The following is a 16,002-nucleotide window of genomic DNA, read 5'->3' on the forward strand; positions in this document are numbered from 1 at the left end:
GATGACGTGGTGAGCAGGCCGGGCGTCAGTCGGTGACGGCCAGGCGGGCCAGGATCGGCGCGGCCTCGCGCAACGTCTCGCGCTCGGCGTCGGTGAGGGCGTCGAGCCGGCGCGCGAGCCAGGCGTCGCGGCGCTCACGGTCGGCGAGGACCGCGGCACGACCCGCGTCGGTCAGGCTCACGACGACCTGGCGGCCGTCGGTCTCGTGCGGACGGCGTACGACGAAGCCGTCCTGCTCCAGGCAGTTGACCGTCCGGGTCATCGACGGCGGCTGCACGCGCTCGGCACGGGCGAGGTCACCGACGGTCTGGTCGCCGAGGCGGACGAGCAGCCCGAGGACGACCATCTGGCTGATGCTGAGGTCGTTGTCGGGGTGGCGCTCGCTCATCAGGCGGCGGCGCAGGCGCATCACACCACCCCGGAGCTCGGAGGCGAGCCCGGCGTCGGTGCGAAGGTCGGCGGTCGGCATGTCGTTAGCGTAACTCATTACCTGTGCTAACTATTCCGGCGACCGTCGGGTCGCTGGAGTGATCCCCGGTCGGCCGGGGATTCCTGAACATGTCGGCGGTTGCAACGCCTGACAAGTTCAGTGATCCCCGGTCATCCGGGGATCACTGAGGGGCGTGGGTCAGGACAGCCAGCCGCTGATCGGCGTGTAGGCGAAGTAGACGACGAAGAGGGCGGCGACGACCCACATCAGGGGGTGCACCTCGCGAGCCTTGCCGACGACGGCCTTGATGAAGACGTAGGCGACGAAGCCGGCGCCGATGCCGACGGAGATCGAGTAGGTGAAGGGCATCAGCACGACGGTGAGGAAGGCCGGGATCGCCACCTCGAGGTCGCGCCAGTCGATCTCGGTGACCTGCTGCATCATCAGGAAGCCGACCAGCACGAGGGCCGGGACGGCCGCCTCGGAGGGGATCGCGGCGACGAGCGGCGTGAAGAAGGTCGCGAGCAGGAACAGCACGCCGGTCGCGACCGACGCGAGGCCGGTGCGGGCACCCTCGCCGACGCCGGAGGCGCTCTCGATGTAGGACGTGTTGGACGAGACGCCGGCCGCGCCGCCCGCGATGGCAGCGACGGAGTCGACGACCAGGATCTTCTGGGCGTGGGGCGGGATGCCCTCCTCGTCGTTGAGCCCGGCCTCGGCGCCGATGGCCGTCATCGTGCCCATGGTGTCGAAGAAGTCGGCGAGCAGGAGCGAGAAGACCAGGAGCAGGGCGGCGAGCGTGCCGGTCCCGGCGCTGCCGAACGCACCGAAGAGGCTGAAGTCGCCGAGGGTGTCGAAGTGCGGCAGCCCCACGACGTCACCGCTGAGGGTCGGCACGCTGAGCGACCAGCCCTTCGGGTTCTCCGCCGACGAGGCGCCGATGTCGCCGACGGCCTCGACGACGACGGCGACCACGGTCGTGACCACGATCGAGATGAGGATCGCGCCGCGCACCTGGCGCACCCAGAGGGCGATCACGAGCGCGAGGCCGAGCACGAAGACCAGCACGGGCCAGCCGCCGAGGTGGCCGTCGCCGCCGAGCTGCACCGGGACGGTGGTCTGGAACGCGTCGGGGATGCGGGTCACCACTCGCGCGTCGACGAAGCCGATGAGCGCGATGAAGAGGCCGATGCCGACCGAGATGGCCACCTTGAGCTGCTGCGGCACCGCGTGGAAGACCGCCTTGCGGAACCCGGTGAGCACCAGGACGAGGATCAGGATGCCCTCGAGGACCACCAGGCCCATCGCCGCGCCCCAGGTCGACTGGCGCGCGATCGAGTTCGCCACGAAGGCGTTGAGGCCCAGGCCGGTCGCCAGGGCGAGCGGGAAGTTGGCGTAGCCGCCCATCAGGATGGTCAGCACGCCCGCCACCAGCGCCGTACCGGCCGCGATCGCCGGGATGCCGCTGCCGGGCTCCGCGCCGCCACCGAGGAAGGCACCCGTCGAGTCGGGCACGAAGCCGAGGATCAGCGGGTTCAGCACGATGATGTAGGCCATCGTGAGGAAGGTGACCAGGCCACCGCGGAGCTCGCGACCGACGGTCGAGCCCCGCTCGCTGATCTTGAAGAATCCGTCGAGGCCGGCTGTCGGTGCAGTCTTGGTGTCACTCACGGAACCGCAGTGTGGCAGAACCTTGCTACGGCCGTGTTTCGCCCCGTGACGCGCGTGTAGCGTGACGATCGTGGACCTGGGCGACGAGCAGCCGACGCAGCACGAGATCGGCAACCGCACCTACATCGTCGCGCAGGTCGAGCCGCTCGACGTCGACGGCGTGCGCACCACCGAGGTCGGCACGGCCCTGTGGCTGCTCGGCTTCCTCGGCCTGCTCCCCTTCTGGAGCACGCTCCAGGACAACGGACGCACCTGGTGGCTGTGGACCTGCCTGGCGGGCTTCGGCCTCGGCCTGTGCGGCCTGGAGTACTGCCGCCGTCGTCGCAAGGAGCGCGCGGCGCAGCGCGGTGCCGGCGGAGCGCACCGGTGAGCCTGCCCAGGACCCGCTGGGAGCTCACGGGCCAGGGCAACCGGGGCTACGGCCAGCACTTCGCCGAACAGGTGGCCCGGGGTGCGGACGTGGACGGGGAGGCGCGGTTCGTCGACGCGCTCGCCGCGCGCGGCGCACGGATCCTCGACATCGGCTCCGGCATGGGGCGCGTCGCCGCCTCCCTGCAGGCGCGCGGCCACGAGGTGGTCGCCACCGAGCCCGACCCGGACCTGCGTGCGCAGTCGGAGTCGACGTACGCCGACCTCGCCGTGCTCCCCCACGAGGCCCTCGCCCTCGACCCGGCCGAGGTCGGTGCGTTCGACCTCGTGGTCGTGGTCGGCAACGTGATGATCTACCTCGGCGAGGACACCGAGGTGGCCGTGCTGGAGCGGGTCCGCGACCTGCTCGCCCCCGGTGGTCGCGCCGTCGTCGGCTTCCACCTGACCGCGGTCAAGACCGGCAGCCGGACCTACCCGGCCGACGAGTTCGTCGCCGACGTGGCGTCGGCCGGCCTGCGGGTGGTGCACCGGTTCGGCAGCTACGAGCTGCACGAGCCGAACGACGACTACGCCGTCTGGGTGCTCACGCGGGCCTGAAGCCGTCGTCGGTCAGGGTGTCGAAGACGTGCTCGGGCATCGGCAGCGGCTGCTGCTTGCGAGCCAGCTTGACCTCGGAGTGGGCGCCGCAGCCGTGGTCGAGCGTGACGACCCGGCCGTCGTCGTTGGCGTTGCCGTTGGCGCACACGCCGAAGCTCATCGAGAGCGAGCCGTTGAGCCGCACGAGGAACCCGCACGAGAAGCAGTGGTCGGGCGCGCTCTTCGCCAGCGGCGCGTCGGGGCCGCCGGTGCCGGCGTGCCAGCGCTCCGCCGCCATGTCCAGGCCCTCGCGGCTGAGCGTGCGCACCCGACCGAGCCCGAGGTCCTCGGCCACGCGGCGCACCTGCGCCTTCGCGTCGCCGTCGAGCGGCGTGTCGAGCGGGTCGTCGCCGACGAGGTAGGTCGGCACGAGGCGCGCGTCCTCGTCCTCGACCGGGAGCAGGTCGCCGGGCGAGAGGTCTCCGGGCTGGATCCGCTCCTTGTAGGGCACCCAGGCCGGCGCCACGATCGCCTCGTCGCCGGGCAGCAGCACGACCTCGTTGACGGTGAGCTCCTTGCCGCGCTTGGCGCGGGTGAGGGTCACCGACCAGAACCACCCGGGGTAGCCCGGGCGCACGCAGGCGAACTGGTGCGTCACGACGCGCTCACCCTCGGCGCGGGCACCGAGGTGGTCACCCAGCTCTTCGGGCTCGGCGACCTCGAGGACGACCTGGCGCGCCAGGTCGACGGCCTTGGCGAGGGCCGAGTCCGGCTTTCCGGCACGGGTGGGGAGAGCGATCACGAGTGCATCCTCGCAAACGCCTGGTCGTCCTGTCCCCTCGACGTCCCGTCCGGACGTCCCGGTGCACGTCTCGGTGGACGTCCTGACCCGTCCTGTCGGGTGCGTACGCCAAGATGGTGCCGTGACCTCCGAGCGCCCCCACCCCGTGCCGGGGCAGGACCCGGGTCACGAGCAGGAGCACGACGCGGGGCAGCCGACCGAGCCGATGTCGGCACATCCCAGCGGTGCCGTACGCCGTTCGCTGTCGGGCGCCGCACGCGGTGTCCGCGCGACGGGGCGGGGCGCCCGAGCGGTCGGCCACGGAGCCGGGACGGCCGGCCAGTACGCCGTGCGGCAGGCCCGACGCGCCGCCCGCGCCGAGGGCGCGGGCGACTCCGGGCTCTCCCGGCTGATCGAGCTGCACGCCTTCAACGCCGCCGGTGACGCGGCCGTGGCGATCTCGCTCGCGGGCACGCTGTTCTTCCAGGTCCCGACCGGCGAGGCACGCGGCCAGGTCGCGCTCTTCCTGGGCATCACGATGCTGCCCTTCGCGATCGTCGCGCCGCTGATCGGCCCCTTCCTCGACAAGTTCAGCCACGGCCGCCGGTGGGCGGTCGGCTCGACGATGGCGATCCGCGGCTTCCTGTGCTGGGTGCTCGCCACGGCGGTGGCCACCGAGTCCTACTGGCTGTTCCCCGCCGCGCTCGGGGTGCTCGTCGCCTCCAAGGCCTACGGCGTCACCCGTGCCGCCGCCGTGCCGCGGCTGGTGCCCCCCGACCTGACCCTGGTGAAGGCCAACGCCCGCGTCTCGCTCGCGGGCGTCGTCGGCGCGGGCGTCTCCGCCCCGCTCGCGGTCCTCGCCTCGACCTTCGGCCCCGAGTGGTCGCTGCGCTATGCGTTCGTGATCTTCGTGATCGCCACCATCTGGGCGATCCGGCTGCCCGAGCAGGTCGACGCCAGCCACGGCGAGGGCGACCTGGTGCTCGGCGGCGAGGAGGTCGAGCCGACGACCACCGGCAAGCGGTCGCGCACCCGGATCCCCGCGGCCGTCGCGTTCGCGCTGCGGGCCAACTGCGGGCCGCGCTGGCTCTCGGGCTTCCTCACGATGTTCATGGCGTTCCTGCTGCGCGAGAACCCGATCGGCGACTGGCGCCCCGAGGTCCTGCTCGGCCTCGTCATCGGCGCGGCCGGCCTGGGCAACACCCTCGGGATCACGATCGGGTCGCTGCTGCGCAAGCTCAACCCCGCGGTCACGGTGGTGCTCGCACTGCTGGCCGACGCCGCTGTCGCGACGGTCGCCGCCCTCTTCTACGGGCTCGTCCCGCTGGTGCTGCTCGGCCTGACGGCCGGTCTCGCGCAGTCACTGGCCAAGCTGTCGCTCGACTCCACCATCCAGCGCGACATCCCGAGCCGGATCCAGGCGAGCGCGTTCGCCCGCTCCGACACCACGCTCCAGCTCGCCTGGGTGATCGGCGGGTTCATCGGCATCGCGATGCCGCTGATGCCGCAGCTCGGCCTGGGCATCGCGGCCGGCGTGCTCGGGCTGTGGGCCACGTTCGTGCTGGTCAGCCGACCGGCGCGGTCCGCGCAGGCGCCCGCCCGGTCCTGACGGCGTCCTGGATCTCGCGGACCTAGATCTCGAGCTCGTCGGCGAGCGCGCGCAGCACCTTCGCGGTGCCGCGACCGGCGGCGCGCTCGGGGTGGCGGCCGCGTCGGTAGGTCTCCTCGACCCCCTCGAGCATCTTGATGAGGTCCTCGACGATCGTGACCATCGCGTCGGGCTGCTTGCGCTGCGCGTTGCGCTGGTTGCGGGTGACCGACGCGGGCGCGTCGACCACGCGGACCTGCAGGGCCTGGTCGCCACGGCGGCCCTGGGCGATGCCGAACTCGACCTTGGTGCCGGCCTTCAGGGTGGTGACCCCCTCGGGCAGGGCGTCGGAGTGCACGTAGACGTCCGGGCCGCTCTCCTGGGACAGGAAGCCGAAGCCCTTCTCCGCGTCGTACCACTTCACCTTGCCACTGGGCACGGTCCACTCCACTCAGGTCGGTCAGTCACGTGTGCCGCCACCCATGTCGGTGCAGTCGGCGCGGAAAGGATAGGGCCCGGGGAGGCACGGCCACCAACGGGTTCTGCCTGCCGCCCTTTGCCCAGCGCCGTGACTGCTGGGACGATGGACCACTCGTGGGGCCGCCGCAACGGCGGGGACGACCAGCACGACCCGGACGAACGACGAGGTGGGTGACGCAGCATGGGTGGACGAGCAGTGGGCCGAGCCCTCGGCTGCGGCGTGCTCGCACTCGCCGCGACCCTGCCGGCGACGGGTCTGGCGGTCGCCGACGAGGCGGCCACCGCGCCCGCGACGCTCACGCTGGTCACCCTGCAGGGTGCCGGCACCGCCGCCGGCCGTGCCGACGCCTCCGACCTGCTCGCCCGCCAGGACGCCGTGCTCGCCTCGATCGGCGTCGGCGAGCCGACCTACCGCTGGACCACCGCCCTCAACGGCTTCGCCGCGCCCCTCACCGACGCCCAGCTCCACGAGCTCGACGACCAGCCCGGGGTCGTCGCGATCGAGGCCGACCAGGTCCGTCCGCTCGCCGGGCGGACGTCGTTCGCCGCCGTCCGCGGTGCTGCGGGGTCCCCACGGCTGAAGGGTGGCGCCGGGGTCGTGATCGGCGTGGTCGACTCCGGGATCGCGCCCGGCTCCCCCGCCTTCGCCGCAGTGCCCGGCCTCGGTGCCTCCCCGCGCGACTTCGCGGGCGAGTGCGTCGAGGGCGAGGGCTGGTCGGTCGAGGAGTGCACGCGCAAGGTCGTCGGCGCCCGCTGGTTCGTCAACGGCTTCGGCGCCGACCGGATCCGCTCCTCGGAGACCCTCTCGGCGCTCGACGACCTCGGCCACGGCACCCAGGTCGCCTCGGTCGCGGCCGGCAACGCCGGCGTCACCGTGCGGGTCGACGACCGGGACGCCGGTCAGTTCGGCGGCGTCGCACCCCAGGCCCGGGTCGCCGCCTACAAGGCCTGCTGGGGCGCACCCGACCCGTCGGGCGACGGCTGCTCCACGGCTGACGTGGTCAGCGCCGTGGACGCGGCGGTCGCCGACCGGGTCGACGTGCTGAGCCTGGCGCTGGCCGGTGGCGAGGGCATCGACACGCTCCAGCGTGCGCTGCTCGGCGCCGCGGAGGCCGACATCGTCGTCGTCGGTGCCGCTGGCAACGCGGCCGGCTCGGCGTACGCCGCCCACGCGGGGCCGTGGGTGACCACGGTCGGCGCGGCCGTCGGCCGGATGTCACGTGGCCGCATCACCCTGCCCGGCGGCCGGACGTGGACCGGCGGCGGACGACCCGTCGCCGTCGCGGGCCGCCTCGTGCTCGCCGGGGACGCGGCCGCACCTGGTGCCACCCGGACCGCCGCCGCCCAGTGCCGTCCCGGCGCCCTCGACACCCGGCAGGTCGCCGACCGCATCGTCGTGTGCCGCCGCGGCGGCATCGGCCGCATCGACAAGTCCGACGCCGTCGCCCTGGCCGGTGGTCGCGCGATGGTCCTGGTCAACCGGCGACCGGGGGCGGTGAGCGCCGACCTCCACGCCGTGCCGACCGTGCACCTCGCCGCGACCGCGGGACGCGAGCTCACCCGCTGGGCCGCGCGACACCCCGACACCCGCGTCCGGATGACCCGGGTCGGCGGCGACCCCGGCACGCGCCGTACGGCTCCGTGGAGCGCGGCCGGCGACCCCCGCGGTGCCGCCCTCAAGCCCGACGCCGTGGCCGACGGGGACGCCGTCCTCGGCGCCCTGCCCGACTCCACCGGTCGCGGGTGGGGCGTGTTCAACGGCAGCTCGGCGGCCACGGCCCACGCGAGCGGCCTCGCCGCGCTCGTCCGCTCCGCGCACCCCGACTACTCCGCAGCCGTCGTCCGCTCCCTGGTCGTCACGGCGGCCCGCCGGGTCCCCGGCTCGTCGGCCCTCCAGCAGGGCTCCGGCGCGCTCCCCGGCCGTGCGCCGACGGCCCACCTGGCGCTCGACGTGGCGCCGGGTGCGTGGCGTCGTGCACTGCGCACCCACAGCCTCGCCGACCTCAACACCAGCTCGCTGCTGCTGTCGGCACGGCAGCGGACTGCGGTGCGCACGCTGACCAACATCGGCACCCGACCCGAGTACTTCTCCGTCACCGCCAGGGGCTTCACCTCCCACCAGGTGCGCGTGCAGCCCCTCGCCGTACGCCTCGCGCCGGGCGAGTCCGCGCGCTTCACCATCACCGTCTCGGGCCCCAGCACCCCCGGCCGCCTCGACGACGGCGAGCTCGTCTGGCTCGGCGCCCGCGGCGGCGTCACCCGGGTCCCGGTCGCGCTGACCCGCTGAGCCCACCTCACGAGGACCCTCCGGGCGTGATGGCGAGCTCCTACGCCTCGCGGGTGATGGTCATCTCGCGGTCACCGTAGACGACCTTGTCGCCGTCGACGAGCGCGGCCGGCTTGCCGGGGGCGAGCTGCCGCGACACGCCCTGGCGCACGAGCATCGTGCCGTTGGTCGAGCCGCGGTCCATCACGACGATCGTGCCGTCGCTCGCCGGGCCGAACTGGGCATGGGTCTTGGACACCGACATGTCCGCCGACTGCAGCGGGATGAGGTGGGCGACCTGCTCGCCCGCCCGGGCCTCCGGGCGCCGACCGACGAGCGCCAGGCCGGCGATCACGAAGCTCTCGCCGTTGTCGAAGTGCACCCGCCACCGGGCAGCCACCGGCTGCGGGCGCTGGGGCGGCGGCGACCACTGCGGCGCGGACTGGTGGGGCGGCGCCTGCGGAGGCAGCTGTTGCGGTGGCACCTGCTGCGGGTAGGGCGGGCCCGGCGGCGGAGCCTGCAGCGGAGGCGCCTGCTGCTGGGGCGCCTGCTGCTGCGGCGCGGTCCCGGGTGCGGGGCCCGCACCGGGAGGGGCGATGACGTCGGCGGGCAGCGGCTGGCGGCGCATCGACTGCTCGGAGCGCTCGGGCGTGCGCGGCACCTCGATCGCGGGGGCCGGGATCAGCCGCATGGCGGTGAGGTTGACGATGTGGCGCGGACCCTCGTCGACCGCGTCCTCCACCTCGACCACGGGCCGTACGTCGACCACGACGGTGTGGGTCAGGTGGTCGTGCCACCCGCGGCGCTGGCGGCCGCGGTCCTCGACGGCCGTCCAGGCCAGGGCCGCCATGCCGATGCCGAAGGTCGGCAGCCCGCAGAAACCGAGCACGAACGAGCGCAGGAGGGCCGGGCCGACGCCGATCGGGGTGCCGGTGCCGTGGTGGACCACCCGGAGTCCGGTCATCGCCTTGCCGGGCGAGGAGCCGCCGATCCCGAGCACGACCGCGAGGACGAGCCAGAGCAGCACCGTCGCACCGGCGACCGCGCCGACGACGGTCCAGAGCTCGTCGGAGATCGCGTAGGCCGTCACCAGCCCGACGGCGGCGAGCAGGCTCCACGCCAGCAGCCGGTCGATCGCGAACGCGGTGAAGCGCCGCTCGAGCTGGGCGACGGGGTAGGTCAACGCCTGTGGCTGGGCCGGCGCGAGCTGCTGGGGGTGCGGGGGGTGCTGGGTCACGGGGTGTCGCTAGGGGTTGGTGACCTGGATGGTGACGCCGTCGCCGAGGTCGAGGACGGCACCGGGGACCAGGCTGACCGCGATGCCGGGCTTGAGCTCCTCCGGGTCGAGGCCGGGCTGGGCGAGGACCGTGCCGTTGGTGGAGCCGAGGTCGGTCGCGATCGCCGAGCCGTGGTCGGCGCCGGCGCCGGGGCGGATCTCGAGGTGCGTCGAGGAGATCTCCTGCTGCGGGCTGGGGACCGACACGACGTGCGGCTGGTCGTGCGAGGCAAAGCGCCGCGCCTCAGGCGCGCGGCCGACGAGCACGGTGCGGTCGACCAGGACGACGTCGCCGGTCGAGAAGACGAGCGACGCGACGGGCTGGGACACCACGTCCGGGGCGATCTCCTGGCCGGGGATCGGCGGACGGGCGAAGTCGGGGATCGGCGCACCGGCCTGGGTGTGGCCGTCGTGCTCGGACCACGCCTCGTCGACGACCGGGGTCTCGCCGGTCGGGGTCGGGTCGTCGCCCGGCTCGCCGAAGCTCATCGGCGTCGACGCGACGGGCTCGGCCTCCACGGCCGGCTCGGCGTCGGGCACCGGGCTCGACAGCGCGTCGTCCAGGGCGGGCGCCGGCGCGACGGGGTCGGCGTACGGCTCCGGGGTCGACGCGTCGACGGGCTCGTCGACCGGTTCCTCGACCGCTGCCTCCACGGGCTGCTCCACGGGCTGCTCGACGGGCTGCTCGGCCGGCTGCTCGACGGGAGCGAACGAGGCGGAGGGGTCGGGCGCCCCGACCGGGGCGCCGACCTCGACGACTGACACCCGGGCGACGCCGGCCGTCAGGGGGAGGTCGGCGACCCCGTCACCGGTCAGGGTGAGGCGCACGCTGGTGACACCGGTGACGAGGCGCTCGGCCCACGCGGTGCCCGGCGCAGCCGTGACCAGCTCGTCGCCGTCGGTCGAGGAGACGGTCGCGCTGGGCGCGCCGCGGACGATCAGCCGCGTGGCGTCGTCGCCGTGGGCGACGAGCGCGAAGTGGTCGAGCGAGGCGAGTCCGCCCGCGAGCAGGGCGTCGAGCACGGCGTCGGCACCGGCACCCGCGTCGGCGAGGTCCCAGATCGCGGCGACCCGGCCGCGCTGGCTGCCGGGCAGCAGGACGGTGACCTCGTCACCCACGACGGCGTACCAGTCGCCCGTGGCGAACCTGGCCTCAGTGCTCACAGTCGTCCCCCCAGCTTGGATTCGAGGCTCTCCAGCTGGCGCTGGGAGTCATACGTGGCGTCCTTCACCAATCCCACCACATCGACGACGATCGCCGTGGCGTTGTCGCGACCTCCGGCGGCGATCGCGGCGCGGACGAGCTTGTCAGCCGCGTCGCGCGGGTCGGCGACGGTCTCGAGGATGTCCTCGATCTCCTTGTCCTCGATCATCCCGGAGATGCCGTCGCTGCAGAGCAGCAGGCGCTCGACGGAGCCGAGGGGCAGGAGGAAGAAGTCGGGGTGGATGCCGCCCGGGCTGCCCAGCGCGCGCGTGATGACGTGGCGCTCGGGGTGCACGGCCGCCTCCTCGGCGGTGATGTGGCCGGCGTCGACGAGCTCCTGCACGACTGAGTGGTCGACGCTCACCTGCTCGAGGCGGCCCTCGGTGATGCGGTAGATCCGCGAGTCGCCGAGGTTGGCCAGCAGCCACTTGGCCACGCCCTGGTCGTCGACGAGCACCGCCACGACCGCGGTCGTGCCGGCGTGCCAGCCGGGCTGGACCGCCCGATGGGCGTTGCCGAGCTCGACGATGCGGGTCTGCGCGCGCGAGAAGGCGTCGGCCACCTGCTCGGCGCCGCGGGTCGGGTCGTAGGAGCCGGCCAGCCGCTCGAACTCCTCGACGACCATCTGGCTCGCGACGTCACCGCCGGAGTGGCCGCCCATGCCGTCGGCGACGACGAAGACCGGCGGCGCGACCAGGAAGGAGTCCTCGTTGACCTTGCGCACCAGACCGACGTCGGTCGCCGCCCCGTGGTGCAGATCAACGTTCCTCATGCCGCGCCCTCTTCGCCCCGTGTCGAGATCGTGGGCGATGGTGGCTGCCCGGCGAGTAGCGTAAGAGGGATGTCCAGTTCAGCGCGGACGACACCCGCACGCACCCTCGCCGACCAGCTGCGCAGCTGGCCCGACGAGCGACTCGTGGCGCTGCTGGGGGCCCGACCGGATCTCGCCACACCCGCCCCTCAGGATTCGTCGCAGCTGGCCTCGCGGGCCGCCACTCGCTCGTCGATTCACCGGGCCCTCGACGGCCTGGACCGTCTCGAGCTCACCGTCCTTGATGCCCTGCTGGTTGCAGGTCAAACCACTTCCGCGCACCTGATCTCCCTCGTCTTCGCCGACGAGGGGCGTACGGCGTCCGCGCTCCAGCGGCTGCTCGACCTCGCCCTGGCCTGGGAGGGTCCGGGCGGCGTCCGCGCGCTGACCGGCGTCGCGGACGCGATGCGCGGCATGCCCGGCATCACGAGCGGCCTGCGGCCGTCGAGCCCCGACCCGGCACCCGCCCCCGACATCGCCGCGCGGATCGCCGAGCTGAGCCCGGCCGCGACCGCGCTGCTGCGGCACGTCGACGAGCACGGCGGCGAGGGCACGACCGGTGCAGCCAGGCGCACGGTGGCCCCCGCCGACGCCCGCACGCCCGCCGAGGAGCTGCTGAGCCGACGCCTGCTCGTGCCGCGGGAGGGCGACAGCGTGGTGCTGCCGGGCGAGGTCGGGCTGGCGCTCCGTGGCGGGCGCACGACCACGGGGCCGGTCGACGACGTGCCGTCCCTGGCGACGTCGTCGCGCGAGCCCGCGCTGGTCGCCCGCACGGCTGCCGGAGCCGCCTTCGACGTCGTACGACGCGTGGAGCTGCTGCTCGACCACTGGGGCGTCGCACCTCCGGCGGTCCTGCGCAGCGGCGGCCTGGCCGTCCGCGACCTGAAGGCCACGGCGACCGAGCTGCACGTCGACGAGGCCGAGGCCGCGCTCATCGTGGAGCTGGCGCTATCCGCCGGTCTGGTCGCCGAGGCGGCGGTCGCCGACGGGACGCCGTCGTGGCTGCCGACCGAGGAGTTCGACGTGTGGTCCGGGCGAGGTGTCTCCGAGCGCTGGGCACGGCTGGTCGGCGGCTGGCTGGCCAGCAGCCGGATGCCGTCGCTCGTCGGCTCGCGCGACTCCGCAGGGAAGGCGTGGAACGCGCTCGCCCCGGAGCTCTCCAGCGGCCTGGCGGAGGAGGCCCGCCGCCTCGCGCTGGGCGAGCTGGCCGGCCTGCCCGACGGCGAGGTGCTCGCCGCCGGCACCGGGATCGCCTCGCTCGTCCGGCGGGTCGACTGGCTGCGCCCGCGCAGGCCACGGGTCTTCGCCGACCTCGTCGCCGCCGCCGTCGCGGAGGCCGCGGTGCTCGGCGTGAGCGGCGCGGGCGGGTTGCCACCGAGCGGCCGGCTGGTCGCCGACGGCGACCTCCCGGGCGCCGCCGCGGCCATCGACCCGCAGCTGCCCCAGGCCGTCGACCACGTCCTCCTGCAGGCCGACCTCACGGCGGTCGCGCCCGGTCCGCTGGAGACCGAGGTCGCCCGGCGCCTGCACCTGCTCGCCGACGTGGAGTCGCGCGGCGGAGCCACCGTCTACCGCTTCACGCCGGGCTCGCTGCGCCGCGGCTTCGACGCCGGCTGGTCGGCCGTCGAGGTGCGCGACTTCCTCACGACCGTGTCGCAGACCCCGGTCCCGCAGCCGCTGGAGTTCCTCGTCGACGACGTCGCGCGCACCTTCGGCACGGTCCGCGTCGGTCACGCCGAGGCGTTCCTGCGCGCCGACGACGAGGCCGCCCTCGCCTCCCTCGTGCACGACCCCCGCGCCCGCACGCTCGGCCTGCGCCTGCTGGCCCCGACGGTCGCCATCGCCACCTCCCCGCTCGACGTGCTGCTCCCCCGCCTGCGCGAGCTCGGTGCCGCGCCCGTCGTCGAGGCCGCCGACGGCACGGTCCGGGTGTCGCGCCCCGACCTGCACCGCGCCCGCACCCGACGCGGCCGCCGACCGGCCGGTGCCGTCGAGGCGCGTGCCGCGGCCCAGGTCCGGGCCGTGGCGACCGCGATCCGCGCCGGCGACCGGGCGGAGTCGTCCCGGCCGTCGACGGCCGAGGCCACGAACCCGTCGGCCGCGCTCGCCGCCATCCGCGAGGCCATCGAGGCCGGCTCCACCCTCGTCATCGGCTACGTCGACAACCACGGAGCCACCGGCGAGCGCGTCGTCGACCCGCGCCGGCTCGACGGCGGCCGGCTGTCGGCGTACGACCACCGCGCCGACGACGTGCGCGAGTTCGCGGTGCACCGCATCACGGGCGTGCGGACCGTGTGAATGGTGTAAGGACCATTCCCCGCTACGATTGAAATGTGGACTTCATCCGCTACGCCGAGCGCTCCGCCGCGCTCGTCAACGCCGAGCTGGTCGACGAGGGCGCGCTGCACGACCACCTCGCCGACCGCACGTGGCTGCACCGGTCCGTGGTCGCGGCCGACGTCCCGGCGCTCCGGGCCTTCCAGGACGAGCTGCGGCCGGTGTTCGAGGCGTCCGACGTCGACGACGTGCCCCTCGTGGTGAGCTCGCTCAACGACCTGCTCGCCAGTCACCCGGTCACGCCGATGATCTCCGACCACGACCCGTCGAACCTCCACATGCACGTGACCAACCGGGCCTCCTCGGTCGCCGAGCTGCTGGTCGCCGAGTCCCTGATGGGCCTGGCGAACCTGGTCTGCGACCTCGGCGCCACCCGGCTCGGCATCTGCTCGGAGGCGCGTTGCGACAACGTCTTCGTCGACACCTCGCCCAACCAGTCGCGCCGCTACTGCTCCGACCGGTGCTCGTCGCGGGCCAACGTGGCCGCCTACCGTGCGCGGCAGAGGGCCGCAGCCAGCTGATCCGTAGGATCGATGGGTGAACGACGGCCCCCTGATCGTCCAGTCGGACAAGACGCTCCTGCTCGAGGTCGACCACCCGTCGGCCGCCGAGGCCCGCAAGGCGATCGCCCCGTTCGCCGAGCTCGAGCGGTCCCCCGAGCACATCCACACCTACCGCCTGACCCCGCTCGGTCTCTGGAACGCCCGCGCCGCCGGGCACGACGCCGAGCAGGTCGTCGACGCGCTGCTGACCTGGAGCAGGTACGCCGTCCCGCACGCGCTGCTCGTCGACGTGGCCGAGACGATGGGGCGCTACGGCCGGCTCCGCCTCGAGAAGCACCCGGTCCACGGGCTGGTGCTGTCGTCGACGGACCAGCCGGTGCTCGAGGAGGTGCTGCGCGCGAAGAAGATCGCCGGCATGCTCGGCGAGCGGCTCGACGACGCCTCGGTCGCCGTCCACCCCAGCGAGCGCGGCAACCTCAAGCAGGCGCTGCTCAAGCTCGGCTGGCCGGCCGAGGACTTCGCCGGCTACGTCGACGGCGAGGCGCACGCGATCGACCTCGCCGAGGACGGCTGGTCCCTGCGGCCCTACCAGCGCGAGGCGGCCGAGTCGTTCTGGGACGGCGGGTCGGGAGTCGTCGTGCTGCCGTGCGGAGCCGGCAAGACGATCGTGGGCGCGGCCTCGATGGCGCACGCGCAGGCGACCACGCTGATCCTGGTCACCAACACGGTGAGCGCGCGGCAGTGGAAGGACGAGCTGGTCAAGCGCACGTCGCTGACGCCCGACGAGATCGGTGAGTACTCCGGTGCCGTCAAGGAGGTCCGCCCGGTCACGATCGCGACCTACCAGGTGCTGACGATGAAGCGGAAGGGCGTCTACCCGCACCTCGAGCTGCTCGACGCCCGCGACTGGGGCCTCATCGTGTACGACGAGGTGCACCTGCTGCCGGCACCGATCTTCCGGATGACCGCCGACCTCCAGGCCCGACGCCGCCTCGGCCTGACCGCGACGCTCGTGCGCGAGGACGGTCGTGAGGGCGAGGTGTTCTCGCTGATCGGGCCGAAGCGCTACGACGCGCCGTGGAAGGACATCGAGGCGCAGGGCTACATCGCGCCCGCCGACTGCGTCGAGGTGCGGGTGACCCTGCCGGACGGCGAACGGCTCGCCTACGCCACGGCCGACCCCGACACGAGGTACCGGCTCGCGTCGTGCACCCACGCCAAGATCGGCGTCGTACGCGACCTCGTCAGGCAGCACGCCGGTCAGCCGACCCTCGTGATCGGGCAGTACATCGACCAGCTCGACGAGATCGGCGAGATGCTCGACGCGCCGGTCATCAAGGGCGAGACGACGGTGAAGGAGCGCCAGCGGCTCTTCGAGGCGTTCCGGTCCGGTGAGATCGGGCTGCTGGTGGTCAGCAAGGTCGCCAACTTCTCCATCGACCTGCCCTCGGCCGAGGTGGCGATCCAGGTCAGCGGCTCCTTCGGCTCGCGCCAGGAGGAGGCCCAGCGCCTCGGCCGGCTGCTGCGACCCAAGACGGAGGGCCGCAGCGCGCACTTCTACACGGTCGTCTCCCGCGACACCGTCGACGCCGACTTCGCGCAGAACCGGCAGCGGTTCCTCGCCGAGCAGGGCTACGCCTACCGGATCGTCGACGCCGGGGACCTGCCGGCCGGCTCCGCCTGACCGGGTACGACGTCGCGCGAGGGCGC

General features: G+C 73.8%; 14 protein-coding genes. 7 read left to right on the forward strand and 7 right to left on the reverse strand.

Annotation, left to right across the window (positions count from 1 at the left end; translation table 11 throughout):
* Positions 1–25 precede the first annotated feature (25 nt).
* Together EUA93_RS02750 and EUA93_RS02755 are read right to left on the reverse strand one after the other, a co-directional pair.
* Positions 26–469, reverse strand: coding sequence for a MarR family winged helix-turn-helix transcriptional regulator (locus EUA93_RS02750; protein ID WP_242497210.1), 444 nt, complete (start codon positions 467–469; stop codon positions 26–28).
* Positions 470–628: 159 nt separating this feature from the next.
* Positions 629–2,101: an NCS2 family permease gene (locus EUA93_RS02755; protein WP_242497211.1), complete on the reverse strand. Its 1,473-nt coding sequence runs from the start codon at positions 2,099–2,101 to the stop codon at positions 629–631.
* Between the two features lie 61 nt (positions 2,102–2,162).
* Here EUA93_RS02755 and EUA93_RS02760 point away from each other — a divergent pair, with 61 nt between their 5' ends.
* Together EUA93_RS02760 and EUA93_RS02765 are read left to right on the forward strand one after the other, a co-directional pair.
* On the forward strand, positions 2,163–2,471 hold the full coding sequence (locus EUA93_RS02760) for a DUF2530 domain-containing protein (RefSeq protein ID WP_242497212.1): 309 nt from the start codon (positions 2,163–2,165) through the stop codon (positions 2,469–2,471).
* On the forward strand, positions 2,468–3,067 hold the full coding sequence (locus tag EUA93_RS02765; RefSeq protein WP_207208589.1) for a class I SAM-dependent methyltransferase: 600 nt from the start codon (positions 2,468–2,470) through the stop codon (positions 3,065–3,067). Before EUA93_RS02760 ends, EUA93_RS02765 begins: the two co-directional genes overlap by 4 nt.
* On the opposite strand, the gene EUA93_RS02770 is transcribed toward EUA93_RS02765, so the two are convergent.
* Complete coding sequence (locus EUA93_RS02770; RefSeq protein WP_165355034.1) at positions 3,054–3,848, reverse strand: DUF3027 domain-containing protein; 795 nt, start codon at positions 3,846–3,848, stop codon at positions 3,054–3,056. The genes EUA93_RS02765 and EUA93_RS02770 overlap by 14 nt on opposite strands.
* Positions 3,849–3,969: 121 nt before the next feature.
* Here EUA93_RS02770 and EUA93_RS02775 point away from each other — a divergent pair, with 121 nt between their 5' ends.
* Positions 3,970–5,436: an MFS transporter gene (locus tag EUA93_RS02775; RefSeq protein ID WP_242497213.1), complete on the forward strand. Its 1,467-nt coding sequence runs from the start codon at positions 3,970–3,972 to the stop codon at positions 5,434–5,436.
* 22 nt (positions 5,437–5,458) lie between these two features.
* Here EUA93_RS02775 and EUA93_RS02780 read toward each other — a convergent pair whose 3' ends face one another.
* Positions 5,459–5,854, reverse strand: coding sequence for a cold-shock protein (locus EUA93_RS02780; RefSeq protein ID WP_129398531.1), 396 nt, complete (start codon positions 5,852–5,854; stop codon positions 5,459–5,461).
* A 222-nt stretch (positions 5,855–6,076) separates the two neighbouring features.
* Between EUA93_RS02780 and EUA93_RS02785 the strand changes: the two genes are divergently transcribed.
* Positions 6,077–8,182 (forward strand): S8 family serine peptidase, encoded by a 2,106-nt coding sequence (locus EUA93_RS02785; RefSeq protein ID WP_129398532.1) that lies wholly within the window; start codon positions 6,077–6,079, stop codon positions 8,180–8,182.
* 40 nt (positions 8,183–8,222) lie between these two features.
* Here EUA93_RS02785 and EUA93_RS02790 read toward each other — a convergent pair whose 3' ends face one another.
* The 3 genes from EUA93_RS02790 to EUA93_RS02800 are packed head-to-tail and all read right to left on the reverse strand — an operon-like array spanning position 8,223 to position 11,413.
* A complete protein-coding gene (locus EUA93_RS02790; RefSeq protein WP_129398534.1) occupies positions 8,223–9,398 on the reverse strand; it encodes an RDD family protein in 1,176 nt (391 codons plus the stop codon).
* Between the two features lie 9 nt (positions 9,399–9,407).
* Positions 9,408–10,601 carry an FHA domain-containing protein gene (locus tag EUA93_RS02795; protein ID WP_129398536.1) on the reverse strand — a complete coding sequence of 398 codons (1,194 nt, stop codon included), beginning with the start codon at positions 10,599–10,601 and terminating at the stop codon, positions 9,408–9,410.
* Positions 10,598–11,413 (reverse strand): PP2C family protein-serine/threonine phosphatase, encoded by an 816-nt coding sequence (locus tag EUA93_RS02800; protein ID WP_129398538.1) that lies wholly within the window; start codon positions 11,411–11,413, stop codon positions 10,598–10,600. The genes EUA93_RS02795 and EUA93_RS02800 overlap by 4 nt, the downstream gene beginning before the upstream one ends.
* A 69-nt stretch (positions 11,414–11,482) precedes the next feature.
* Between EUA93_RS02800 and EUA93_RS02805 the strand changes: the two genes are divergently transcribed.
* Genes EUA93_RS02805 through EUA93_RS02815 form a run of 3 tightly spaced genes read left to right on the forward strand, consistent with a single transcriptional unit; the run spans position 11,483 to position 15,976 of the window.
* Positions 11,483–13,750 (forward strand): helicase C-terminal domain-containing protein, encoded by a 2,268-nt coding sequence (locus tag EUA93_RS02805; protein WP_129398540.1) that lies wholly within the window; start codon positions 11,483–11,485, stop codon positions 13,748–13,750.
* Positions 13,751–13,785: 35 nt separating this feature from the next.
* Complete coding sequence (locus tag EUA93_RS02810; RefSeq protein WP_129398541.1) at positions 13,786–14,310, forward strand: CGNR zinc finger domain-containing protein; 525 nt, start codon at positions 13,786–13,788, stop codon at positions 14,308–14,310.
* 16 nt (positions 14,311–14,326) lie between these two features.
* Positions 14,327–15,976, forward strand: a complete 1,650-nt coding sequence (locus EUA93_RS02815) for a DNA repair helicase XPB (protein ID WP_129398543.1) — start codon at positions 14,327–14,329, stop codon at positions 15,974–15,976.
* The last annotated feature ends 26 nt before the right edge of the window (positions 15,977–16,002 follow it).

Origin of the sequence: Nocardioides oleivorans (genome assembly GCF_004137255.1) — a bacterium.
Taxonomy (GTDB): domain Bacteria; phylum Actinomycetota; class Actinomycetes; order Propionibacteriales; family Nocardioidaceae; genus Nocardioides; species Nocardioides oleivorans.

Excerpts from the sequence above, each read along its gene's own strand:
- EUA93_RS02805 (WP_129398540.1), top strand. The coding sequence starts at position 11,483 with ATGTCCAGTTCAGCGCGGACGACACCCGCACGCACCCTCGCCGACCAG.
- EUA93_RS02750 (WP_242497210.1), bottom strand. The coding sequence starts at position 469 with ATGCCGACCGCCGACCTTCGCACCGACGCCGGGCTCGCCTCCGAGCTC.
- EUA93_RS02800 (WP_129398538.1), bottom strand. The coding sequence starts at position 11,413 with ATGAGGAACGTTGATCTGCACCACGGGGCGGCGACCGACGTCGGTCTG.
- EUA93_RS02785 (WP_129398532.1), top strand. The coding sequence starts at position 6,077 with ATGGGTGGACGAGCAGTGGGCCGAGCCCTCGGCTGCGGCGTGCTCGCA.